This window comes from Pseudomonas protegens CHA0 (genome assembly GCF_000397205.1).
GTDB lineage: Bacteria > Pseudomonadota > Gammaproteobacteria > Pseudomonadales > Pseudomonadaceae > Aquipseudomonas > Aquipseudomonas protegens.
Genome location: NC_021237.1, coordinates 5,559,318 through 5,581,318 on the forward strand (window position 1 = coordinate 5,559,318; position 22,001 = coordinate 5,581,318).

General features: G+C 62.4%; 21 protein-coding genes and 1 tRNA gene. 6 read left to right on the plus strand and 16 right to left on the minus strand.

Going from position 1 to position 22,001, the window contains the following annotated elements:
• Window positions 1-61: 61 nt before the first annotated feature.
• The gene (gene suhB / locus PFLCHA0_RS24720) at window positions 62-877 is read left to right on the plus strand and encodes a type III secretion system regulator SuhB (RefSeq protein ID WP_011063220.1); all 816 of its coding nucleotides are present in this window, start codon (window positions 62-64) and stop codon (window positions 875-877) included.
• 129 nt (window positions 878-1,006) lie between these two features.
• Here the strand turns inward: suhB and PFLCHA0_RS24725 are convergent, their stop codons facing one another.
• The 6 genes from PFLCHA0_RS24725 to queA all read right to left on the minus strand — a co-directional run bounded on the left by PFLCHA0_RS24725 (window position 1,007) and on the right by queA (window position 7,119).
• A complete protein-coding gene (locus PFLCHA0_RS24725; RefSeq protein ID WP_041752543.1) occupies window positions 1,007-1,561 on the minus strand; it encodes a glycine zipper 2TM domain-containing protein in 555 nt (184 codons plus the stop codon).
• Window positions 1,562-1,683: 122 nt separating this feature from the next.
• Complete coding sequence (secF, locus tag PFLCHA0_RS24730; RefSeq protein ID WP_011063222.1) at window positions 1,684-2,598, minus strand: protein translocase subunit SecF; 915 nt, start codon at window positions 2,596-2,598, stop codon at window positions 1,684-1,686.
• A gap of 9 nt (window positions 2,599-2,607) precedes the next feature.
• Window positions 2,608-4,476 carry a protein translocase subunit SecD gene (secD, locus tag PFLCHA0_RS24735; protein ID WP_011063223.1) on the minus strand — a complete coding sequence of 623 codons (1,869 nt, stop codon included), beginning with the start codon at window positions 4,474-4,476 and terminating at the stop codon, window positions 2,608-2,610.
• Between the two features lie 62 nt (window positions 4,477-4,538).
• A complete protein-coding gene (yajC, locus tag PFLCHA0_RS24740; protein WP_015636884.1) occupies window positions 4,539-4,877 on the minus strand; it encodes a preprotein translocase subunit YajC in 339 nt (112 codons plus the stop codon).
• A gap of 47 nt (window positions 4,878-4,924) precedes the next feature.
• Entirely contained in the window at window positions 4,925-6,040 is a 1,116-nt protein-coding gene (tgt, locus tag PFLCHA0_RS24745; protein WP_162470478.1) for a tRNA guanosine(34) transglycosylase Tgt, read from the minus strand.
• A gap of 14 nt (window positions 6,041-6,054) precedes the next feature.
• A complete protein-coding gene (gene queA, locus PFLCHA0_RS24750) occupies window positions 6,055-7,119 on the minus strand; it encodes a tRNA preQ1(34) S-adenosylmethionine ribosyltransferase-isomerase QueA (RefSeq protein WP_011063226.1) in 1,065 nt (354 codons plus the stop codon).
• A 108-nt stretch (window positions 7,120-7,227) separates the two neighbouring features.
• On the opposite strand from queA, the gene PFLCHA0_RS24755 reads away from it, so the two are divergent.
• Window positions 7,228-7,312 (plus strand) — tRNA-Leu (locus PFLCHA0_RS24755).
• Between the two features lie 100 nt (window positions 7,313-7,412).
• Here PFLCHA0_RS24755 and PFLCHA0_RS24760 read toward each other — a convergent pair.
• Window positions 7,413-8,081: a M35 family metalloendopeptidase gene (locus tag PFLCHA0_RS24760; protein WP_015636885.1), complete on the minus strand. Its 669-nt coding sequence runs from the start codon at window positions 8,079-8,081 to the stop codon at window positions 7,413-7,415.
• 426 nt (window positions 8,082-8,507) lie between these two features.
• Between PFLCHA0_RS24760 and ppk2 the strand changes: the two genes are divergently transcribed.
• Entirely contained in the window at window positions 8,508-9,404 is an 897-nt protein-coding gene (gene ppk2 / locus PFLCHA0_RS24765) for a polyphosphate kinase 2 (RefSeq protein WP_161466650.1), read from the plus strand.
• Window positions 9,405-9,499: 95 nt separating this feature from the next.
• On the opposite strand, the gene PFLCHA0_RS24770 is transcribed toward ppk2, so the two are convergent.
• The 4 genes from PFLCHA0_RS24770 to PFLCHA0_RS24785 all read right to left on the minus strand — a co-directional run bounded on the left by PFLCHA0_RS24770 (window position 9,500) and on the right by PFLCHA0_RS24785 (window position 13,877).
• Window positions 9,500-10,405 (minus strand): DMT family transporter, encoded by a 906-nt coding sequence (locus tag PFLCHA0_RS24770; protein WP_011063237.1) that lies wholly within the window; start codon window positions 10,403-10,405, stop codon window positions 9,500-9,502.
• Window positions 10,395-11,717, minus strand: coding sequence for a diaminobutyrate--2-oxoglutarate transaminase (gene ectB / locus PFLCHA0_RS24775; RefSeq protein ID WP_019094259.1), 1,323 nt, complete (start codon window positions 11,715-11,717; stop codon window positions 10,395-10,397). The genes PFLCHA0_RS24770 and ectB overlap by 11 nt, the downstream gene beginning before the upstream one ends.
• A gap of 65 nt (window positions 11,718-11,782) precedes the next feature.
• Window positions 11,783-13,126 carry a SidA/IucD/PvdA family monooxygenase gene (locus PFLCHA0_RS24780; protein WP_011063239.1) on the minus strand — a complete coding sequence of 448 codons (1,344 nt, stop codon included), beginning with the start codon at window positions 13,124-13,126 and terminating at the stop codon, window positions 11,783-11,785.
• A 127-nt stretch (window positions 13,127-13,253) separates the two neighbouring features.
• Window positions 13,254-13,877, minus strand: coding sequence for a glutathione S-transferase family protein (locus PFLCHA0_RS24785; RefSeq protein WP_011063240.1), 624 nt, complete (start codon window positions 13,875-13,877; stop codon window positions 13,254-13,256).
• Window positions 13,878-13,961: 84 nt separating this feature from the next.
• Here PFLCHA0_RS24785 and PFLCHA0_RS24790 point away from each other — a divergent pair, with 84 nt between their 5' ends.
• Together PFLCHA0_RS24790 and PFLCHA0_RS24795 are read left to right on the plus strand one after the other, a co-directional pair.
• Window positions 13,962-14,807, plus strand: coding sequence for a helix-turn-helix domain-containing protein (locus tag PFLCHA0_RS24790; RefSeq protein ID WP_011063241.1), 846 nt, complete (start codon window positions 13,962-13,964; stop codon window positions 14,805-14,807).
• Window positions 14,808-14,856: 49 nt separating this feature from the next.
• The gene (locus PFLCHA0_RS24795) at window positions 14,857-15,594 is read left to right on the plus strand and encodes a hypothetical protein (RefSeq protein ID WP_011063242.1); all 738 of its coding nucleotides are present in this window, start codon (window positions 14,857-14,859) and stop codon (window positions 15,592-15,594) included.
• A gap of 16 nt (window positions 15,595-15,610) precedes the next feature.
• On the opposite strand, the gene PFLCHA0_RS24800 is transcribed toward PFLCHA0_RS24795, so the two are convergent.
• The 4 genes from PFLCHA0_RS24800 to PFLCHA0_RS24815 form a co-directional block, all read right to left on the minus strand.
• Entirely contained in the window at window positions 15,611-16,966 is a 1,356-nt protein-coding gene (locus PFLCHA0_RS24800; protein WP_015636887.1) for an OprD family outer membrane porin, read from the minus strand.
• A 59-nt stretch (window positions 16,967-17,025) separates the two neighbouring features.
• Window positions 17,026-17,739, minus strand: coding sequence for an acid phosphatase (locus tag PFLCHA0_RS24805; RefSeq protein ID WP_015636888.1), 714 nt, complete (start codon window positions 17,737-17,739; stop codon window positions 17,026-17,028).
• A gap of 455 nt (window positions 17,740-18,194) precedes the next feature.
• A complete protein-coding gene (locus tag PFLCHA0_RS24810) occupies window positions 18,195-19,535 on the minus strand; it encodes an ATP-binding protein (protein ID WP_011063246.1) in 1,341 nt (446 codons plus the stop codon).
• Window positions 19,532-20,242: a response regulator gene (locus PFLCHA0_RS24815; RefSeq protein WP_015636889.1), complete on the minus strand. Its 711-nt coding sequence runs from the start codon at window positions 20,240-20,242 to the stop codon at window positions 19,532-19,534. Before PFLCHA0_RS24815 ends, PFLCHA0_RS24810 begins: the two co-directional genes overlap by 4 nt.
• Window positions 20,243-20,409: 167 nt before the next feature.
• Here PFLCHA0_RS24815 and PFLCHA0_RS24820 point away from each other — a divergent pair, with 167 nt between their 5' ends.
• Window positions 20,410-20,739, plus strand: a complete 330-nt coding sequence (locus PFLCHA0_RS24820) for a hypothetical protein (protein ID WP_015636890.1) — start codon at window positions 20,410-20,412, stop codon at window positions 20,737-20,739.
• A gap of 98 nt (window positions 20,740-20,837) precedes the next feature.
• Here the strand turns inward: PFLCHA0_RS24820 and PFLCHA0_RS24825 are convergent, their stop codons facing one another.
• Window positions 20,838-21,998, minus strand: coding sequence for an MFS transporter (locus PFLCHA0_RS24825; protein WP_015636891.1), 1,161 nt, complete (start codon window positions 21,996-21,998; stop codon window positions 20,838-20,840).
• Window positions 21,999-22,001 lie beyond the last annotated feature (3 nt).

Consider the following 22,001-nt stretch of genomic DNA (forward strand, 5'->3'; position numbering starts at 1 on the left):
ATCTGCAAAAGTTTTCTGCTAGAATGCTCGGCTTTCTTTAACAACCTTAGGTGACCTATCCATGCAGCCAATGCTGAATATCGCGCTGCGCGCCGCCCGCAGCGCCAGTGAATTGATTTTCCGCTCCATCGAGCGCCTGGATACCATCAAGGTCGACGAAAAAGACGCCAAAGACTACGTATCCGAAGTTGATCGCGCTGCCGAGCAGAAGATCATCGACGCGCTGCGCAAAGCCTACCCGACCCACGCCATCCTCGGCGAAGAAACCGGCCTGCACGCCGGCAGCGGCGAAGGCGAAGACTACCTGTGGATCATCGACCCACTGGACGGCACCACCAACTTCCTGCGCGGCATCCCGCACTTTGCCGTGAGCATCGCCTGCAAATACCGTGGCCGCCTGGAACACGCCGTGGTTCTGGACCCGGTTCGCCAGGAAGAATTCACCGCCAGCCGTGGCCGCGGTGCCCAGCTGAACGGTCGTCGCCTGCGGGTCAGCGGCCGCACCAGCCTGGACGGCGCCCTGCTGGGCACCGGCTTCCCCTTCCGTGACGACCAGATGGACAACCTGGACAACTACCTGGGCATGTTCCGCGCCCTGGTTGGCCAGACTGCAGGCATCCGTCGCGCTGGCGCAGCAAGCCTGGACCTGGCCTACGTCGCCGCCGGTCGCTTTGACGCCTTCTGGGAATCGGGCCTGTCCGAATGGGACATGGCAGCAGGCGCCCTGTTGATCCAGGAGGCCGGCGGCCTGGTGAGCGACTTCACCGGCGGTCACGACTTCCTGGAAAAAGGCCACGTCGTGGCCGGCAACACCAAATGCTTCAAGGCAGTTCTGACCGCCATCCAGCCGCACCTGCCGGCTTCGCTGAAGCGCTAAGCACCAGCGACAAAAAAAGCACCCCGAGGGGTGCTTTTTTTATGCCCGCAATTGCCGTAGAAGCCAGCTTGCCGGCGAATGGGACCTTGAAATCGCCTTCGCCGGCAAACAGGCTCCTGCAATTGAGGGTTACTGGCCGGGCTGATTCTGGTTCTGACCGAGAATCAGGTGCCCTTCTTTATCCACCGGAATCTGGTTGCCCGGATCCCGATCCATACGCACCTGGCCCTGCTTGCCACCCAGGTCGTACTTCACGTCATAACCAACGATCTTGTCACTGATGTCATTGACCGTGTTACAGCGAGTCTGCGTAGTGGTGTAGGTATCACGCTCCTGCATGCCTTCCTGCACCTTGTTCCCCGCATAGCCCCCACCAACAGCACCGGCAACCGTGGCGAGTTTCTTGCCATTGCCATTACCGATCATGCTACCCAACAGGCCACCGCCCACTGCGCCAGCCACGGTGCCCAGGATCTGATGCTCATCCTTGACCGGACGCTGCCGGGTCACGGCGACGTCCTTGCAGACCTCCCGCGGGGTCTTGATCTGTTGCTTGACCGGCTGAACGGCCAGCACTTGCGCATACTCAGGGCCGCTTTTAACCAGGCTGTAGGTGGCAACAGCACCCCCGGCGGTGACACCGACAGCACCCAATACCGCACCAACCAGCAACGACTTGTTCACGTGAACCTCCTGACCATACATGCGGGTCAAAAGCCCGCGCTTCTCCCAGCCTTGGAGCAAAAAAAAAGGCGCGAGTTCAACACTCGCGCCTTTTTAACTGACAGCCGGAACAGGTCAGGCCATCAAGGACGGTCGTCCACTTCCTTCTCGGTATTGGCCGGAGGAATCAGGTCTTCACTGTTCAGGTTCAGCCAGATCAGCACCACGTTGGCGATGTAGATCGACGAGTAGGTACCCGCCAATACACCGACGAACAGGGCGATGGAGAAGCCCCACAGGTTGTCGCCACCGAAGAACAGCAGGGCCACGATCGCCAGCAGGGTGGAGATCGAAGTGGCCATGGTGCGCAGCAGGGTCTGGGTGGTCGAGATGTTGATGTTCTCGATCAGGCTGGCCTTGCGCAGCACACGGAAGTTCTCACGCACCCGGTCGAACACCACGATGGTGTCGTTGAGCGAGTAACCGATGATCGCCAGCACCGCCGCCAGCACCGTCAGGTCGAAGGTGATCTGGAAAAACGAGAGGATGCCCACGGTCACGATCACGTCGTGGATCAGCGAGACGATGGCACCGACCGCGAACTTCCACTGGAAGCGGAACGCCAGATAGATGAGGATGCCGCCCAGCGCCATGAGCATGCCGAGGCCACCCTGGTCGCGCAGCTCTTCACCCACCTGCGGGCCGACGAACTCGACGCGCTTGACCTGCGCCGGGTTGTCACCGCCAACCTTCTGTAGCGCTTCAGCCACCTGGTGGCCCAGTTGCGGGTCTTCGCCCGGCATCCGCACCAGCAGGTCGGTGGTCGCACCGAAGCTCTGCACGATGGCTTCGTGATAACCGGCGTCGTTCAGCTGCGAACGCACCTTCATCACATCCGCCGGACGCTCGTAGGTCAGCTCGATGAGCGTGCCGCCGGTGAAGTCCAGACCGTAGTTCAAGCCTTTGTGGAACCAGCTGAACAACGCCAGGATGGTGAGCAGCACAGTGACGCCGAACGCAACGTTGCGCACGCCCATGAAGTTAATAGTACGTAACATGGCAGCCCCTTAAATCCACAACTTCTTGAAGTCACGACCGCCGAAGATCAGGTTGACCATCGCGCGGGTCAGCCAGATGGCCGTGAACATCGAGGTAAAGATCCCGAGGGACATGGTCACCGCAAAGCCCTTGACCGGGCCGGTGCCCATGGCAAAGAGGATGCCACCCACCAGCAATGTGGTCAGGTTGGAGTCCAGAATCGCGGTGAATGCCCGGCCGAAGCCTTCGTTGATTGCTCGCTGCACGGTCATGCCGGCGGCGATCTCTTCACGTATCCGCGAGAAGATCAGCACGTTGGCGTCCACCGCCATGCCCATGGTCAGCACGATACCGGCGATACCCGGCAGGGTCAGCGTAGCCCCCAGCAGGGACATCAGGGCCAGCAGCAACACCATGTTCAAGGCCAGCGCCACAGTGGCGATCACCCCGAAGAAGCGGTAGATGGCGATGATGAACAGCGACACGAACAGCATGCCCCACAGCGACGCATCGATACCCTTGGTGATGTTGTCAGCACCCAGGCTCGGACCGATTGTGCGCTCTTCAGCGAAGTACATCGGCGCCGCCAGACCACCGGCACGCAACAGCAGCGCCAGTTCGGAGGACTCGCCCTGGCCATTGAGGCCAGTGATACGGAACTGACTGCCCAGCGGCGACTGAATGGTCGCCAGGCTGATGATCTTCTTCTCTTCCTTGAACGCCTGGACCGGCACGTCCTTCTCGACGCCGTCGACCACCTGCTTGGTATAGGTGGTGATCGGCTTCTGCTCGATGAAGATCACCGCCATGCTGCGGCCGACGTTGCTGCGGGTCGAACGGTTCATCAGCTCGCCACCGTGGCCATCAAGCTTGATGTTCACCTGTGGGCGGCCATGCTCGTCGTAACCGGCCTGGGCATCGGTCACCTGGTCACCGGTGATGATCAGGCCACGCTCGATCTGCGCTGGAGGACGATTGCCCTCACGGAATTCGAAGGACTCGGAAGTCGCCTTGGAAGCACCCGGCTCGGCGGCCAGACGGAACTCCAGGTTGGCGGTCTTGCCCAGGATCCGCTTGGCTTCAGCGGTGTCCTGCACGCCCGGCAGCTCAACCACGATACGGTTGGCACCCTGGCGCTGAACCAGAGGCTCGGCCACACCCAGCTCGTTGACCCGGTTACGCACGGTGGTCAAGTTCTGCTTGATGGAGTATTCGCGGATTTCCGCCAGCTTGGCTGGGGTCATCGCCAGACGCAGCACCGGTTGGCCATTGAGGTCGGCCGGTACGATATCGAAATCATTGAAGTTCTTGCGGATCAGCGAACGGGCCTGCTCACGACTGTCTTCATCGCTGAAGCCCAGCTGGATGGCGCCATTGAGCTGCGGCAGGCTGCGATAGCGCAGGCGCTCTTTGCGCAGCAGGCTCTTGACGTCGCCTTCATAGACTTTCAGGCGGGCGTCGAGGGCTTTGTCCATGTCCACTTCCAGCAGGAAGTGCACACCACCGGACAAGTCCAGACCCAGTTTCATCGGGTGCGCACCGAGGTTGCGCAGCCATTGCGGAGTGGTTTGCGCCAGGTTCAACGCCACCACATAGTCATCGCCCAGCGCCTTGCGCACTACATCCTTGGCCGGAAGCTGGTCTTCCTTGTTGGTCAAGCGCAGCAGGCCACCCTTGCCGTTGGCGGCAATGGAAGAAGCCTTGACGTTGATGCCGGCGTCGGTGAGCGCTTTGCTCGCACGATCCAGATCCGCCTGAGTAACCTGCAACGCGGTACTCGCGCCGCTGACCTGAATGGCCGGATCATCAGGGTATAGATTGGGAGCGGAATAAATAAAACCGATCGCCAGCACCGCCAGGATCAGTAGGTACTTCCACAGAGGATATTTGTTCAGCATCACGCCGCCCGTTTATGACGCGGGGCGCCTTGCGCGCCCCGTCGATTGGTAAAAGATGAAACTTAGATCGCTTTCAGCGTGCCTTTTGGCAGCGTGGCAGCGATCGCGCCCTTCTGGAACTTCAGTTCAACGGAGTCCGACACTTCCAGAACCACGAAGTCGTCGGTCACTTTGTTGATCTTGCCGGCAATACCGCCGGTGGTCACAACTTCGTCGCCTTTCTGCAGGCTACCCAGCAGGTTCTTCTGCTCTTTGGCGCGCTTGGCCTGTGGGCGCCAGATCATCAGATAGAAGATGGCCAGGAAGCCGATCAGGAAAATCCACTCGAAACCAGTGCCGGCAGGACCGGCAGCGGCAGGTGCAGCGGCGTCCGCATACGCGGCAGGGATCAAAAAGCTCATTTAACACTCCGATAATTTCAGAATTAGTGTCTTAACGTCTTTAGAACTTACTCTAAAGGCGGCACGGGTAACCCGCGTTTGGCATAGAAGGAATCGACAAAGGCGGCCAATGTACCTTGTTGAATAGCCTCGCGCAAACCAGCCATAAGACGCTGGTAATGGCGCAAATTATGGATGGTATTGAGCATACTCCCGAGCATTTCCCCACACTTGTCCAAGTGGTGCAGATAAGCACGGGAGAAGTTCTGGCAGGTGTAGCAATCACAAGTTGGGTCCAGCGGCGAATCATCATGGCGATGGAACGCGTTACGGATCTTCAGCACGCCTGTATCGATGAACAGATGCCCATTGCGGGCATTGCGGGTTGGCATCACGCAATCGAACATGTCCACACCGCGGCGCACACCCTCAACCAGATCTTCCGGCTTGCCAACTCCCATAAGGTAACGAGGTTTGTCGGCTGGCATCTGGCCTGGCAGGTAGTCCAGGACCTTGATCATTTCATGCTTGGGCTCGCCCACCGACAGGCCGCCAATGGCCAGGCCGTCGAAGCCGATCTTGTCCAGGCCTTCCAGGGAGCGCATGCGCAGGTCCTGGTGCATGCCGCCCTGGACGATACCGAACAGCGCCGCGGTGTTGTCGCCGTGGGCATTCTTCGAGCGCTGGGCCCAGCGCAGGGACAGCTCCATGGAGATCCGCGCCACGTCTTCATCAGCCGGGTACGGCGTGCATTCGTCGAAGATCATCACGATGTCCGAACCCAGGTCGCGCTGCACTTGCATCGACTCTTCCGGGCCCATGAACACCTTGGCGCCGTCCACCGGCGAGGCGAAGGTCACGCCCTCTTCCTTGATCTTGCGCATGGCACCCAGGCTGAACACCTGGAAGCCACCGGAGTCGGTCAGAATCGGGCCTTTCCACTGCATGAAATCATGCAGGTCACCGTGGGCCTTGATCACTTCCGTGCCCGGGCGCAGCCACAGGTGGAAGGTGTTGCCGAGGATGATTTCGGCGCCGGTAGCGACGATATCCCGCGGCAGCATGCCCTTGACCGTGCCATAGGTGCCCACCGGCATGAAGGCCGGGGTTTCCACCGTGCCGCGGGGGAAGGTCAGGCGACCGCGACGAGCCTTACCATCAGTGGCCAGGAGCTCGAAGGACATACGACAAGTGCGACTCATACAGTTTCCTCGGGGGCCAGATCCTTGGGAGCGGTCGGCGCGGGATTACGGGTGATGAACATCGCATCACCGTAGCTGAAAAAGCGGTATCCATTTTCCACCGCGGCGCGATAGGCGGCCATGGTTTCGGGATAGCCGGCGAACGCCGAAACCAGCATCAACAGCGTGGATTCCGGCAGATGGAAGTTGGTCACCAGGGCATCGACCACATGGAACGGCCGGCCCGGGTAGATAAAGATGTCGGTGTCGCCACTGAACGGCTTGAGCACGCCATCGCGCGCGGCGCTTTCCAGGGAGCGCACGCTGGTGGTGCCCACTGCCACCACCCGGCCACCGCGAGCCCGGCACGCAGCAACTGCATCCACCACGTCCTGGCCGACTTCCAGCCACTCATGGTGCATATGGTGATCTTCGATGCGCTCGACCCGCACCGGCTGGAAGGTACCAGCCCCCACGTGCAGGGTGACGAACGCGGTCTCCACGCCCTTGGCGGCAATGGCCTCCAGCAGCGGCTGGTCGAAATGCAGCCCGGCGGTCGGTGCCGCCACCGCGCCCAGGCGCTGGGCGTACACGGTCTGGTAACGCTCGCGATCGGCGCCTTCATCCGGACGGTCTATATAAGGAGGCAACGGCATGTGCCCGACCCGGTCCAGCAGCGGCAGCACTTCTTCGGCAAAGCCCAGCTCGAAGAGCGTGTCATGGCGCGCCAGCATCTCGGCTTCGCCACCGCCGTCGATGAGGATCTTCGACCCAGGCTTGGGCGACTTGCTGGAGCGCACATGGGCCAGCACACGGTGGCTGTCCAGCACCCGCTCGACGAGGATTTCCAGCTTGCCGCCGGAAGCCTTCTGACCGAACAGACGGGCCGGAATCACCCGGGTATTGTTGAACACCATCAGATCGCCCGGGCGCAAATGCTCAAGCAAATCAGTGAATTGACGGTGGGCCAAGGCGCCGGTTGGCCCATCCAGGGTCAACAGACGGCTGCCGCGACGCTCGGCCAGTGGATGGCGGGCGATCAGCGAATCAGGAAGCTCGAAGGTAAAGTCAGCAACGCGCATGATGGGGTTCGTCTAGCAGGGCCGGAAAGTTTAGCGGATTAAGCAAAAATTGACCATGAAAGCCGATTGACCAACGGTAAGCGCCTCTCTATACTTCGCCGCCATTGAGCCCTGATGGCGGAATTGGTAGACGCGGCGGATTCAAAATCCGTTTTCGCAAGAAGTGGGAGTTCGAGTCTCCCTCGGGGCACCAAACATGAAAAAGACCTTGAAATCCAAGGTCTTTTTTTTCGCCTGCAGAAAAGTGCCAGCACGACGCACACCTCCCGTTGCGGGCCTCTTTCCCGCCCTGCTCAGTCGTACAAGTCCTCCACGTAGTACTCGTAGTTGTCGGCATTCTCCACCGCGTCGCTCGGGCGGTTGGCTCCCAGGTTCTGCGATCCCGCCACGCCGTAGGCGCCGGGGATATCGGTGGTGTGGCCAATGGAGTGGGTCAGTTCATGCACCACGGTACCGGCCTGGGTATCGAAACCCACGCGCGGCGGCAGGGCAAAGAATGCCGTGCAGAACCAGGCCTGCACGTCCCCGCGGGCGTTGACGTAGGTGGCGGCGATATCCCCGGGCGCGTCGCAAGGGTCATTCGGGTTGACCCGGCAATAGGCCGTCAGGGTGTTGCCACTGTTGAGCTTGAAACGCACCCCGTCGAGCACTGCACGCACCCGCTGGTAGCGATCCTGGCTGAAGGTACCGAACCAGGTCCGGTAGGCCAGGTCCTGATTGCGGCGAAAGGTCGCTTCATTGTTGTTGACCTGGTTGTAGGCATTGGTCGACCAGGTAGTAGCGACGGCCACGGCATTGCTCACCGCGGTACGGTCAGCCTGGGTGGCACAGGAGCCGTCAAACGCCACGTTGATGGCGAGCGCCGATTGCGCCAGCGCACCCAGGCCCAGTAGCAGCAACAGATTTTGCCAGCGACGCGCCAGACGACGGCGGCTTGAATGAACAACGGTATCAGTATCCATATTCAGCATCCTTCCATGCAGGTTCCGAGGAATGTCGCTCCCCCTGCCAGGGGCGACACTCGCATTGGATTCCCGAGGCTCGCGGTGCATCAGCAGGAATTGCTTCCGTAGCCGGCGCCAGGGCCCCGCGCGCCTGATACAAGCATCTCTCGGGCACATCCTTGATGGAGGTCAAAGAGCCGACGTTTGAGGGCCATACACTTGTAAGTGAACATTTGAACGAGACGCACAGGCCCTCCTTATATGAGTGAAGAATCCACCCTCCGCACCCAGCCCAAAGCCTTGCCGGAAGCCAGCTCCGCCAGCCCTGCCAAGAGCACCCCGCGCAAACCCGCAACGCCGCGCCCGCGTCGCCCACGCACAGCGAGCAAGGCTGCACCGGTGAAAGCCGCCGAGGCCGAAATCAGCGCCATCAGCCAGAAGCCCATGGCCCTGCAGGTGGCCAGCGCGCCGCGCGGCTCCAACGAAGACAGCGTGTCCGCTGCGCTGCCGGGCAATTATCCGTACCGCAACCGCATGCGCCGCGCCGAGTACGAAAAGGCCAAGAACGAACTGCAGATCGAACTGCTCAAGGTGCAAAGCTGGGTCAAGGAAACCGGGCAGCGCATCGTGGTGCTGTTCGAAGGCCGTGACGCTGCTGGCAAGGGCGGCACCATCAAGCGCTTCATGGAACACCTCAACCCCCGCGGCGCGCGGATCGTGGCCCTGGAAAAGCCCTCGGAACAGGAAAAGGGCCAGTGGTACTTCCAGCGCTATATCCAGCACCTGCCCACCGCCGGGGAAATGGTCTTCTTCGACCGCTCCTGGTACAACCGCGCCGGGGTGGAACGGGTGATGGAGTTCTGCTCGCCCCTGCAATACCTGGAGTTCATGCGCCAGACCCCGGAGCTGGAGCGCATGCTGTGCAACAGCGGCATCCTGATGTTCAAGTTCTGGTTCTCGGTGAACCGCGAAGAACAGCTGCGCCGCTTCATCTCCCGTCGGGACGACCCGCTCAAGCACTGGAAGCTCTCGCCCATCGACATCAAGTCCCTGGACAAGTGGGACGAGTACACCGCCGCCAAACAGGCGATGTTCTTCCACACCGACACCGCCGATGCCCCTTGGACGGTGATCAAGTCCGATGACAAGAAGCGCGCGCGAATCAACTGTATCCGCCACTTCCTGCACGAGCTGGACTACCCGGGCAAGGACCTGAAAGTCGCCCACGCCCCGGACCCATTGCTGGTGGGCCGCGCCTCGCGGGTACTGGAAGAGGATGAAGGCACCCAGGCCCAGGCTGCGACAGATCCGCGAGCCACGCGCCTGGCCTTGTCGGCCTGAATTCCGGGCAAAAAAACTGCGCGCAGACAGGCGGGTCTGTGCGCAGCAAAAGTCGAGCGGATCTATGAATCAGAGCACTGGATCAGCTCGAGGCCTCAGGCAGCCTCGGTCACCGGCGTCACCTTCTCCGGTGGTTTGATAGAGCCGATGTACACCGCAAAGATGGTCAGCAGCGCACCCGCGATCTGCAGCGCCGAGCTGGCCTTGCCGAGAAACGCCACATCGACGAAGTAGGTGATCACCGGCTCCAGCAGCAGGATCAGCCCCGCCAGGCCCAGGCTGATGGCACCGATGGAGCGGTTGACCAGCAACCAGCCCACGAATTGCACCATCACCCCATAGATGATCAGCATCACCAGGGTCTGCCCATCGACGATGGCCAGGCTTTCCCCCATGGCCAGGGCATACACCAGCAGCACCAGCGCGGCCCACAGGCTCAGGTTGAGCATCTGTGCGATCTTGTCGCCCCCACCGTCAGGCAACTGCGTGTTGACCTTGAGGAAATACACGCAAATGGCGTAGGCCAGGCCCGAGAGCACGCCATAGACCACACCCTTGATGCCCACTGCACTGGTCATTTCCGGCAGCAGCAACAGGTACAGGCCGATAAACGCCAGGGTGATGGAGATCAGGAAGTAGATCGACGGCTTCTCCTTGAGCAGGTACAGCCCCAGCAGGGTCATGAAGAACACCTGGCAGTTGGTCAGGATCGAGCCGATGCCCGGGCCGACGATGTAGATGCTCTGGTGCCAGAGCACCAGGTCGATGGCCAGGAACACCCCGGCCAGGGCCGTGTACAGCTGCGCCTTGGCGCTCTTGAGCAGCACCGGGATGCGCCGCACCTTGAGCAGCAGGAAGAACAGGATCGAGGCGAACAGCATGCGGTAGAACCCGGCCCCACCGGCGCCGATGTGGGCAAAGGCCACGGCCAGCGCCGACAGGCTGAGCATCAAGCCACCAATGGTCAGCTCGATGATGGCGCGGTTGGTATTAGTCGACATGCGCGACTCCATTAATGAAGACCAGAGGATCGACGTCCTGGTCCGGGTCACTTAACTTGCCCTGCTCCAGCACCTGTTGCATGGCGTCGAAAATGCTCGCCAGGCCGGCCTGCAGCGTTTCGCTGCTGATGGTCAGCGCCGGCATCAGCTTGAGTACCTGGTCCACCGGACCGCAGCGCTCGATGATCAGGCGGCGGGCGAAGCAGGCACGCATCACCGCGGCGGCCAGGGCCGGGTCGTGGAACTCGATGCCGTAGAACAGCCCGCGTCCGCGCACATCCTTGATATGCCCGGCGAAGCGTTCGGTCACCTCAGCCAGCCACTCCTTGAGCTGTGCTTCGTTGGCCTGGATGTGCTTGACCAGGCGGTCGTCGCTCCAGAACTCCTGCACGGTCTTGGTGGCGGCGACAAAGGCCAGGGTGTTGCCGCGGAAAGTGCCGTTGTCCTCGCCAGGGGACCATTGGTCCAGTTCCGGGCGATGCAGCAGCAGGGCGAACGGCAAGCCGTAGCCGCTGAGGGACTTGGACAGGCACACCATGTCCGGGGTGATGCCCGAGGGCTCGAAGCTGAAGAAGGTCCCGGTGCGGCCGCAGCCGGCCTGGATGTCGTCGACGATCAGCAGGATGCCGTGCTCGGCGGTCAGCTGGCGCAGGCGCTGGAGAAACTCTGCCGAAGCCACGTTGATCCCGCCTTCGCCCTGGATGGTTTCCAGGATCACCGCTGCCGGCAGGTCCATGCCGGAACTGTTGTCCTTGACCAGGCGCTCGAAGTAGGCGATGGAATCCAGGCCTTCCAGGTAACCGTCGAACGGCATGCGGAACACATAGGGATCCACCCCTGGCTGGCGGTTGTCACGGTTGCCGGTCAGCCCCAGGGAGGTGTTGGACATGCCGTGGAAGCCGTTGGTGAAGGCCACGATGTGCCGGCGCCCGGTGACCTTGCGCGCCAGTTTGACCGCCGACTCCACCACACTGGTGCCGGTGGGCGAGGTGAACTGCATTTTGTAGGGCAGGGCCCGGGGCGCCAGGATGATCTTGCGGAAGTTGTAGATGAACTCCTGCTTGGCCCGGCTGTGCATGTCCAGGGCGGCCTGGATGCCGTCCCGTTGCAGGTAGTCGATCACCGCGGCCTTCACCGCCTTGGGGTTGTGGCCATAGTTCACGGACCCGGCACAGCTCAGGAAGTCGATATAGGCCTGGCCTTTCAGGTCATACAGATGACTGCCCTGGGCCTGGTCGAAGACCACCGGAAAGCTGCGGCAGTAACTGCGCGCCGAAGACTCCACATCCGCAAATACGCCCAACTCATCCATTTCTGAAATATCCATTGCTGCCTGCTCACATAAAGGGGTCGAGGTTCAGGATTCGATGCAGCGGCTCAAGCGATCTTTTCTGCAGCCTGGGCCAGGCCCAGTTGCTGGTTCAGCGAGTTGAAAATGTCCCGCGAGCGCAGCGACAGCAGGCTGAAGGAGCCGGCATCGCCATAGCCGTGGGAGGATTCGCACAGACCATTGAGGTACAACGCGGGCAGATGGCTGCCCTTGGCTGCGGCCAGGCTGTAGTCGCGCCCGATGCGGATCACGCCCTGAGCGTCGCTCTCCAGGTGTTCGGCCAGGTCCTTGAGGATCGCCGGGTAGCGTTCTTCCTGGGGGCCGGTGCCGAGGTTGCGAAAACCCGTGGCCAGGACGATCGCGTCCAGCCCGCCCAGCTCCTCGATGGCGTGGGTGCTGCTGTTGCGCAGCGACAGGCTGTAGCCCTCGCCGTCCGGCGTGCAGCCCTGGATCTCGCTGAGCCCCTTGATGATCACGCGCTCGCGGCCCTGCAGCTTGTCCTCATACATGCCCACGTAGAGTTCCTTGATTACGTCAGCATCGGCAGCGGAATAGTTGGTGTAGTGCAGGTGGCGGTTGATGTTCTTCTTCGCCTCGGCGGAGCTGTTGTAGTACTGGTCGACGAAGGACGGGAAGTACACGTGCTCGCTGAACTGGCTGGTGTCCTTGAGGCGGAAGCCGTAGCCGCGCTGCACGCTGACGATTTCCAGGTTCGGGTAGGTGTGGCGCAGGTGCAGGATGATTTCGATGGCGCTCTGGCTGCCGCCGACCACCGCCACGCGCTTGAGCTCACCCTTCTGCGCCAGGCTGGCCAGGCGCCCCAGGTACTGGGTCAGGTGGAACACCCGGTCCGCCGCGGCGTTGGCGAACACCTGCGGAATCACCGGGGTGCGGCCCGGGGCCAGGACCACGGAGCGCGCCTGATACTGCACGCCGGCCTGGGTGGTGATGGTGTAGAGGTTGCTGGCCGGGTCGACCTGGATCTGGCTCACGCTCTGGTTGTAGGCCACGTCCCGGGCGAAAAAGCCGGCAACCCAGCGTACGTACTCGGCGAACTCGCTGCGCAGGGGGAACTCCAGGCCCAGGTTCAGGTGTTCGAACAGGCGGTCGTTCTCGAACAGGAAGTTGGTGAAGGTGTAGCGGCTGCGCGGGTTGCGCGGCGTTACCAGATCACGGCTCGGGTGGTTCTGGATATCGCTGCCGGAGAGCATCATCTCCGGCTGCCATTGAGTGCTCGCGTGACGCTCGAGAAACAGCCGGGTGCCGGCAAATTCCATCTCTTCCATGGCGATGGCCAGGGCGATGTTCGCCGGGCCAAAACCGATGCCGATCACGTCGTAAACTTGCCCTTCACGGCCAACATCCTTGGCAGTCACTTTATGAACACTCATAAATTCCCCTTCCTGCAACAAAAGTCAGACTCGAAAAAGCAGAAAAAACACCAGGGTCTTTTCTGCCTTCCGTCAAATAGCCATTAATTTTTAGTTAGCGTTATTCGTTATAACTAGTTCGGCTTTTTCAAACTTCTTCCGCAGCCAACTTCAGCCACTTTTGTACTGGCGGGTAGGCCAGAACTTGTTCGACATAAGCCTGAAGTTGTGCCGGCACCGCCACGCCATAACGACGGAAGCGGAACACCACCGGTACGAACATGGCATCGACGATGCCGAAGTCGCCGCACAGGAACTGCTTGGAGCCGCTGGCGTGGCGCAGGTTGGTCCAGATGTCGAAGATCCGCTGGATCTCTTCCTGGGTGTCGGCGGTCAGCGGCTCGGGGGTATCGCCGGTGTTCAGGCCGAAGGACATCTGGGTACGCAGGTTGACAAACCCGGAGTGCATTTCCGCCGCGGCAGCGCGGGCCTGGGCCTTGACCAGCGGGTCCTGGGGCCACAGGTTGGCCGCCGGATAGGCACCGGCAACGTACTCGCAGATGGCCAGGCTGTCGTTGATCACCACCTTGTCCAGCAGCAGTGCCGGCACCTTGCCCGAGGGCGAATAGCGCAGGATCTGCTGGCGGGTGTCATCCTGTTCCAGCTTGACCTGAAGGGTCTCGAAGGAGACGTCTGCCGTTACAAGAACCAGCCATGCACGAAATGACCATGAAGACTTTTTGTAATCCCCAATAACTAGTTTTGTAGGCATCACTTCCCCTAGCTCGCGTTGTGAAATGGGTGCTAAATTTAGCGGCCCTCTTTTCCAACGTATTGCACAAAACTGGACAAACTCATGGATGAGCACCAACCCGGCAAAGTCTTTAGGCCAGACAAGGATTTCGTGCAGTTTTGGCGAATACCAGAAGGCGACTGTGAGTTGTTATCGGCGCGTTACAGTACTCAGTCTTTTGGCAGGCATTCACATGATCGGTATGCAGTAGGCGTTATAAGCAGCGGGGTGGAAAAACTCTTCTATAGAGGCAGCTACTACCTGGGCAGCGCCGGCAGTGTGGTCACCATCACCCCGGGGGAAATTCATGACGGCCTCCCCGGGCATGACCAGGGCTGGATGTACCGCATGCTTTACCTCGACCCGGGCTGGGTCAACCGGGTGATTTTCCAGGGCCGCTTCGGCGCCGAGCACATCCATCTGTTCCAGAATGCCCTGAACCTGGACCCCAGCTTTGCCCTGACCTTCCTCCAGCAACACCAGATCATCGAAAATTCCCCACCCAGCCTGGAGCGCGAATCCATCCTCCTGGACCTGGTGACCCAACTCTTCGAACGCAGCGGCGCCCCCATTGCCGCCATCGCCAGCGCCGAGCGCAGCGCCGTCAAGTTCATCAAGAAGAAGCTCGAAGACGAATACGCCCGGCACATTCCCCTGGAAGAACTGGCGCAACTGGTGGACATGGACCCGCTTTACCTGATCCGCGTGTTCAAGAAGACCGTCGGCGTCTCGCCCCACAGCTACCAGATCCAGAAGCGCGTGGCCCAGGTGCAGAACCTGCTGCGCACCGGCGCCAGCCTGGCGGAAGCCTCGTTCAGCTGCGGCTTCTTCGATCAGAGCCACATGACCCGCGCCTTCAAGAAGGTGGTGGGCATTACCCCCGGCAGTTTCCGTAACAGCCGCGCCTGAGGCGCGGCCTTCTTTCCCTGTTGTTCCCGTTTGAGCAAGGACCCGCTGTATGCCCACGATCCAGACCCCGGAATGCACCCAACTGCCGGCCGGCGCCGTCGCCTACCCCGATGCCCAGGAGGTGTTCGTCGCCGACCAGCAGGAACTGGCCGAGCACCTGCTGCCGCTGCTGTCCATCGACGCCAACCTGATCAACCCCGGCTGGTCCGGGCGCCTGCACCTGCTGAGCCCCATCGAACCCGATGAGGGGCTGGTAGGCGAATTGACGGCAGACTGCGGCTTTGGCAGCGAACTGCTGAAGACCAACTGGATCGGCTTCAAGATCGAGAACGGCCGCTACCGCCTGTGCGGCGACCCGCGCTACTTCTTCCTGCACCCGGGCAATGCCGATCTGCCCGAGCCCCGGCGCAACGTGCGGGCCAGCCTGCAACGCCATTACGCCCAAGAGCACGCCACCTACCAGGCTTCGCGCCAGCGCTACCAGGAACTCGGCCGCCTGACCTGGCCGGAGGACAGCGACTACCACATGACCTTCATCGACCAGATGGCCGGCATCGCCGAGGGCTATGGCAACTGGGTGGAAACCGTGGAATTTCCCATGGATATCGTCGAAGCCACGGATGACAGCGGCGACATCGACGTCTGGCCCTTGAGCCCCGCTGGCCGGCGCTTCGAGCACGCGCTCAGCGTACCGGCCAGCCACTACGGAATCAGCGGCGCCGACCTGATCGTGATGTTCTACGAACCGGTGGAAGGGCTGGTGCTGTTCTGCTTCGACTGGTCCTGAGTCCCACCCCGCCCCTTCAGAACAGCGCCAGCGGATACTGCACGCGAATCCGCAACTGGTCGATGGAACCATCGGCCTGGGCGCTGTTGCCTCGGTGCCAGATCTGCGTGGCCCGCAGGTGCAGGCCCTTCAGCGAACCGCTGCTGAAGGTGTAGCTCAAATCCAGGTCGGTTTCGTGATGACGCCCATCTTCGCCATACAGGCCACGGTAGATGCTGTTGGCCGGGGCATGACTGCCATCCACTCCCCAGCCCCGCTGATAACGCAGCCCCAGGTTCAGGTCCGGCAGCCCAAGCCAGGCCAGGCGCTGGTCGTAACGCAATTGCCAGGAGCGTTCCCGTGGCCCGTTGAAATCCGAATAGGGCGCGGAGTTGGCCAGGACGATGGATTGCCCGGTCTGGCCGTCTCCGAAACCTATGTAGTCGAACGGGGTATCCGAAAACGAGCGCTGGTAGGCCAGGGTCAAGCGATGGGCATCGAAACGGTACGCCAGGGCGTGGGAGGCGATCAGGTTGTCGATGGGGCCAAACAACGAGGCGCCGCTATCCCGGGTGCGATACAGGTTGAAGGTGTTGCTCAGGCTGCGCTCGTCAGCCAGTTCCAGGGTGTGGCCCAGGTTGAGGTAATGCTGGGTCCAGACGTCCTCCAGTTGCCCCAGGTAATAAGCCCCGCGCCATTGCTCGCCCCTGTAGTTCAGCCCCAGGTACTGGGCGCTGTCGATATTGATCCGCGCCCCGGACAAACGTCCGTATACCGTGGAAATCCCGCCTCGGGCCTTGCTTTCGGTGGGGCCGGACAAGGCACTCAGCCGCGCCGCTTCCAGGCTCAGCCCGTCCCAGTCGCGCTGTAACTGCCAGCCGTAGGCCATCCCGGGAATGATCCGGCTGTTGTTGGCCGCCAGTACCGGCGCCTGGGTGGTGAAATTGCCATAACGCAGCTGTGCCTCGGCCACCTTGAGCTTGAGGGCACCGCCAACCTTGCCATGGCTGTCCCGCGGATGCCCCTTGCCGTCCAGCGCCAGGGTGCCGGTGCCGGTGCGCCCACCGCCACTGTCGAGCTTGAAGGCCTGCATGGCAAAGGCATCGAACCCCAGGCCCAGAAGCCCGGGGGTAAAACCGGAGCGGTAATACAGCTGCACCGACTGGCCCCACTCCTGGCGATAACCATTGCGCTCACTACGCGGTTTGTAGCGGTTACGGCCACTGTTGTTGGGCCCGTTGCGGTAATCCCGGGCGAAGTACTGGTTATCGAAAAACATCCGGGCCTCGCCCTCGGTGAACAGCTCCTCCCAGTCCTCATCTCCAGCCTGGCTGATACCACCCGGGCCCAGCCACAACCCCAGCAGCACAATGCTTGTGCGATACACGGACATGGCACTGTTCCTTGTCAGTGAAGGAGCGCCGCCCGTAGCCGGCGCTCAGGGATAGGAGGTCAATCCAGGGCCAGGGTGGCGCGCAGTTCGCGCCGGGCCCGGTTGAAGTCGTCAAGGGCCTCAGGGTTGTGCAGCAGCTCGACGGCCAGGGCCACCGCCGAGATCCGCCCCCCTTCAAGGTCCGTGGGGTAATGCACCCCGGCCACCACTCGGCTTTGCCCCGCGGCAGCGGCCCGTGCAAACAGCTCGTCACGCTTTTCCGGGACCATTCGCGCCAGGAGAATGGCGCTCAGGTAGGCATCCATGGTGTGCCCGCTGGGGTAGGACTCGCCCATCGGCGGCGCCAGCACCGGCTTTACCTCGGCGCTCAGCTCATAAGGCCGGGGGCGGGCGAAATGGGCCTTGGTAGGCATCAGGGTTTGCACCAGGTCCTTGAGGGTGCGGCGGAAGAACTGCGCAGTCAGCGGGTGCCGGTCGAGAGTGAACTGCGGCCCGAAAATCTCCCCGGCAAAGGGAAATACCGCGTCGCTCAGATGATCGTCGCGTTTGGCCTGCGCCACCTGCTGCGGCGTGCGTTGGCCCTGGACCAGCAGTACGGTCTCCAGGTCCTGGCGGTCCTCGGAGCTGCCGGCAAGTGGTGGTGGAGGCAGGAAGGCCGCCAGATCCAGCGCCTGAGGCGCCAGGTAGGGCTGCACCGGCGGCTGCGCCGCATGAGTGCCAAGACTGACGATCAGCAAAATAGCGCCCAGCATGGCTAAAGGTTTACCAGTCATGAAGCAGATCCTTTCTTTGGGACGAGCAATAGCGGCCCGCGACAGAGGCCACAGACAGAGAAGTGCGATTGCAGGAAGGACAAACTCAGGGCGGCGCTTGAGGCCGTGATGTCTGGCGCATGCCAGTGGACGAACAGCGGAAGACGTGATGTTCAGAACCTTGGCCCGGGGCCAGGTACTGCACAGGCGGATCGATCAATGTCCAGGCGGCAGGCGCGTTCCGGACGACCAGGGTTGCGTTCATGGTGCCCACCGTTCTTGTTGTTATCGGTTTCGGCGAGGGTGCGCCCAGGGGCGCGGTAGTGCCTGATCGAGTATCCCGGCGCATCAGGGCAGAAACCATCCTGCAAATGCAGGATGGCGCAAGTCACGCTACGGGCAGCTTGAAAAAAAGCCCAGCGGGCCAGGGCAGGAGGCAATGGAGCTCTGACGCAAACCCTCAACTGCGGCAGCGGCTACAGCGGCAACTCCACCCGCGCCTCCAGCCCACCGCCTTCACGATTGAACAGCCGCAACTCGCCGCCGTGTTCGCGGACAATGGCCCGTGCTGCCGATAGCCCCAGGCCCACGCCGCCGGTGCTCTTGTTGCGCGAGCTCTCCAGCCGGAAGAATGGTGCAAACACCTGTTCCAGAGCCTCGGGTGGAATCCCCGGGCCACGATCGAGCACGCGTACCCGCACCTGATCCGCCCCCTGTTCCAGCGCGATGGCTGGCTGCGCACCGTACTTGAGCGCGTTGTCCAGCAGGTTGGTCATCACCCGCTTGAGCCCCAGGGGCCGGCCGCAATACACCAGACGCGGCGGCCCGGTGAAGAGGATTTCCATGGACTGGTCGCGGTAGTCGTCCACCAGGGTCTGCAACAGTTCGGCCAGGTCGAAATGGGTGGCCTGCTCCAGCCGCGCATCGTCGCGGAAGAACTCCAGGGCCGAATTGATCATCGCCTGCATCTCATCCACATCGCGGAACAGGCGCTGCTGCTGGTCGGCATCCTCGATGAACTCACCGCGCAGGCGCATGCGGGTCAGCGGTGTGCGCAGGTCATGGGAGATGGCCGCGAGCATCTGGGTGCGGTCCTTGATGAAGTGCTGCAACTGCGCCTGCATGGCGTTAAAGGCAAGAATCGCCTGACGGATCTCGTGGGGCCCCACCGGATCGATGGGCGGCGCGCGAAAGTCCACGGCAAAGCGCCGGGCGCCCTGGGCGAACTGCTGCAGCGGCTTGGCCAGCCGGCGAGTGGCAATCAAGGCCACCAGGCCGGTGGAAATCAGCACCAGGGCAATTACGATCAGGTTGCGCGTGCCCTCCTCCAGCCCCCAACTGCGTGACGCCGAAGAAAACATCAGCCAGCTTTGGTCGCTCAACTGCACCAGCAGCGCGTAGCGACCTTGGTCGCTTCGCCAGTCGCTGGGCTGATAGGCCTCGATATGCCGCTGCGGTGGGCCGAGCAAGGCGCGAAACGCCTCGGAGCCGTCGCGGTATTCGGAGTCTTCCAGCAGCGGCAGATCCAGGCCCTGCCGTGTCGCCTGCCAGACAATGCTCAGGTGATCGGTGCTGACCGAAGCCGCCAACCGCGAGCGCTGGCCCGGCTCCGAGGCCTCGACCATGCGCACGATGGCCGCGGACTTCTCCAGCAACCCGGTTTCCGCCAGTGGCGGATAAGCCCAGACCCCGGCCAACTGCACGAACAGCGCATTGAACGCCAGGGCCGTGAGCATGGCCATGATGATGGTCAGGGCGATCCAGCGCGCCACGGTGTCGCGCAGGCGATAACGCCACAAAGGCTTGATCAGCTTCACTGGCGGGTCACGCTGGGGGTGAACAGATAGCCGCCGTTGCGTACCGTGCGAATCATCGCCGGGCGCTTGGTGTCGAACTCCAGCTTGCGCCGCAGGCGGCTGACCTGGACATCGATGCTGCGATCGAAGGCGTCATGGGCCTGGCCCCGGGCCAGGTCCAGCAACTGCTCGCGGGTGAGGATGCGTTGCGGGTGCTCGACAAACACCAGCAGCAGGTCGAACTCCCCCGCCGACAGCGGAATCATCACCTGGTCCGGCGAGCGCAGCTCACGGCGAGTCAGGTCCAGCTGCCAGTCGGCGAACTTGATCAGCGGCCGCGGCACGTCCGCGCTCATCGGCCGGTTCTCCCCGGCCCGGCGCAGCACCGCCCGCACACGGGCCAGCAGTTCGCGGGCATCGAAGGGCTTGCTCAGGTAATCGTCGGCGCCCATCTCCAGGCCCACCACCCGGTCGCTCAACTCGCCCATGGCGGTGAGCATGATCACCGGCGTGGCGTGCTGCTGGCGCAAGCGCTGGCACAGGGTCAGGCCGTTGTCGCCGGGGAGCATCAGGTCGAGGATGATCAGGTCCGGCACCTCCCGCTCCAGAGCCGCCCACAGCGACGCACCATCGGTGGCCACCACCACATGGTAGCCCTGTTGGACAAAAAATTTCTTCAGCAGAGCGAGGACTTCAATGTCGTCGTCCACGATCAAAAGACGGCTCACCAGCAGGCATCACTCAAGGTCGGAAAGAGCCGTTATCTAAAACCATTCGGCGCGGCCCGTCATATATTTCAACGTGGTAACAAACCTTCAGCCACGCAATAAAGCAGACATCTTTGCGCAAGGTTCACCTGCCAGCATCGGCTTCCCCTTGCTGGAGAACCCTGACCATGCGCCTGCTCAAACCCGCCTCGGCCCCAGCCCCTCTTGCCGCAAAGGAGCTGCCCGTGCCCACCTGCGAACAACACGCCCTGATGCTGCTGCAACGCGTGACCAAGCTCGACAACGCCAGCCTGCATTGCCGCGAAGTCAGCCTGCGCATGTCTGAAGACCAGAATCACCTGGTGCTGACCCGCTACAGCGAGCACTACAGCCCCGAGGGCATGGAGTGGGTGGAGCGCAAGCATCGGGTGTCGGTGACCGACCTGCTGCGCTGGGTGATCGAGCAGGGCCAGCCGCAGAGCATTGAACGCGGAGAAGAACACAAGGCCTCGGCCTGAGGCCTGTAGGGGCGAGCTTGCTCGTGACGATCGCGCGCAAGCTCGCCCCTACAGAACTCCGCTAACTGATCTGACTGGCCGTGGCCACAGAGGCGCCCCTAAGTCTCTTCGGCAGACGCCTGTCTGCCCGCCTCCCCACGAACACCAACCTCTCGACACGCCAACGCACTCACCGCCAGACACCCCGCCGCCAGCGAATACACCCACACCGTGGACGCCATCGGCAGCAGCAAGCCGGCGATCAAGGGCCCGACCCCGGCGCCGATATCCCGCCACACCGCATTGGCCGCCAGGGCTCGCACCCTGCCCGCCCCCGGATGCCGCTGTGCAACCACCGTGACCACCAACGGCAATTGCAGGGCCCGCAACACCAGCACCAGGGCGCCGCCGACAATCAGCCAATGGCAACCAAAGCCCACCAGGGCCACAGAGGTCAGCAGGGAGAAGACGATCAACATCCGTGTTGCGCCCCAGCGTTGTGCAGCGAGGCCGCCCAGGGGGCTCAGGAGCATTTCCGAAACGTAGCGCAGGGCCAGAAGCCCGCCCGCCACCAGTACCGCATTGCCCGCCATCAGTTGCTCGGCCTGCAGCGACAGGCCAATGATGAACAGACCATCCAGCACCAGCCCTTCGATAAAGGACCATAGCGCCACGCTGTCGGGGCGCTGAAAACGGCGGCTGGAACTGGCCAGTGGATGGGGTTTGCTCGGCAGGCCGAAGGCCAGGAGCAGGGCGACCAGCGACGTCAGGGCCATAAGAAGGAAGATCACTCGCGGGCCATATTCGACGCTGACCAGCGCGCCCAGGGGCAAGGCCAGCATCGGCCCGGTGGCGATCAGCGCCCGGGAGCGGCCGGTGCGGCGGGCGGCGCCCGTGGGCTCGGCGGTGGCCATAACCTGGGTTGAAAGGTTGAGGGCCGCGTAGGTCAGGCCCCAGCCCAGGCGCAACAGCAGCAGCCACCAGAAACCGGACAAGGTGGCGTAACCCAGGGCGCAGAGGGCGGCGGTGGCGGCGGCCAGCACGCAGACCGGGCGATCACCGCGGCGGGCGTAGAAGCGCATCACATGGCTATAGCCGAAGATCCGCACCAGGCGGTTGGCTGCCAGCAACAGGCCGGCTTCGGCCAGAGTCACGCCGAAGGCCTCGTGCTGCATGGGCAGCAACAGGTAGAGCAAGGTGTCGCCGGGCAGGCACAGGCCGAGGATCGAGGCGGCGCGGGCGGAAGCCTTGTCGGTGGTGCGGGCGTGGGTATCGGGCATGGC

Excerpts from the sequence above, each read along its gene's own strand:
- suhB (WP_011063220.1), top strand. The coding sequence starts at position 62 with ATGCAGCCAATGCTGAATATCGCGCTGCGCGCCGCCCGCAGCGCCAGT.
- yajC (WP_015636884.1), bottom strand. The coding sequence starts at position 4,877 with ATGAGCTTTTTGATCCCTGCCGCGTATGCGGACGCCGCTGCACCTGCC.
- secF (WP_011063222.1), bottom strand. The coding sequence starts at position 2,598 with ATGTTACGTACTATTAACTTCATGGGCGTGCGCAACGTTGCGTTCGGC.
- PFLCHA0_RS24820 (WP_015636890.1), top strand. The coding sequence starts at position 20,410 with ATGCGCCTGCTCAAACCCGCCTCGGCCCCAGCCCCTCTTGCCGCAAAG.
- PFLCHA0_RS24770 (WP_011063237.1), bottom strand. The coding sequence starts at position 10,405 with ATGTCGACTAATACCAACCGCGCCATCATCGAGCTGACCATTGGTGGC.
- ppk2 (WP_161466650.1), top strand. The coding sequence starts at position 8,508 with ATGGCCCTGCAGGTGGCCAGCGCGCCGCGCGGCTCCAACGAAGACAGC.
- ectB (WP_019094259.1), bottom strand. The coding sequence starts at position 11,717 with ATGGATGAGTTGGGCGTATTTGCGGATGTGGAGTCTTCGGCGCGCAGT.
- secD (WP_011063223.1), bottom strand. The coding sequence starts at position 4,476 with ATGCTGAACAAATATCCTCTGTGGAAGTACCTACTGATCCTGGCGGTG.
- PFLCHA0_RS24800 (WP_015636887.1), bottom strand. The coding sequence starts at position 16,966 with ATGTCCGTGTATCGCACAAGCATTGTGCTGCTGGGGTTGTGGCTGGGC.
- PFLCHA0_RS24785 (WP_011063240.1), bottom strand. The coding sequence starts at position 13,877 with ATGCCTACAAAACTAGTTATTGGGGATTACAAAAAGTCTTCATGGTCA.
- PFLCHA0_RS24790 (WP_011063241.1), top strand. The coding sequence starts at position 13,962 with ATGGATGAGCACCAACCCGGCAAAGTCTTTAGGCCAGACAAGGATTTC.
- tgt (WP_162470478.1), bottom strand. The coding sequence starts at position 6,040 with ATGTCCTTCGAGCTCCTGGCCACTGATGGTAAGGCTCGTCGCGGTCGC.
- PFLCHA0_RS24760 (WP_015636885.1), bottom strand. The coding sequence starts at position 8,081 with ATGGATACTGATACCGTTGTTCATTCAAGCCGCCGTCGTCTGGCGCGT.
- PFLCHA0_RS24805 (WP_015636888.1), bottom strand. The coding sequence starts at position 17,739 with ATGACTGGTAAACCTTTAGCCATGCTGGGCGCTATTTTGCTGATCGTC.
- PFLCHA0_RS24825 (WP_015636891.1), bottom strand. The coding sequence starts at position 21,998 with ATGCCCGATACCCACGCCCGCACCACCGACAAGGCTTCCGCCCGCGCC.
- PFLCHA0_RS24780 (WP_011063239.1), bottom strand. The coding sequence starts at position 13,126 with ATGAGTGTTCATAAAGTGACTGCCAAGGATGTTGGCCGTGAAGGGCAA.
- PFLCHA0_RS24795 (WP_011063242.1), top strand. The coding sequence starts at position 14,857 with ATGCCCACGATCCAGACCCCGGAATGCACCCAACTGCCGGCCGGCGCC.
- queA (WP_011063226.1), bottom strand. The coding sequence starts at position 7,119 with ATGCGCGTTGCTGACTTTACCTTCGAGCTTCCTGATTCGCTGATCGCC.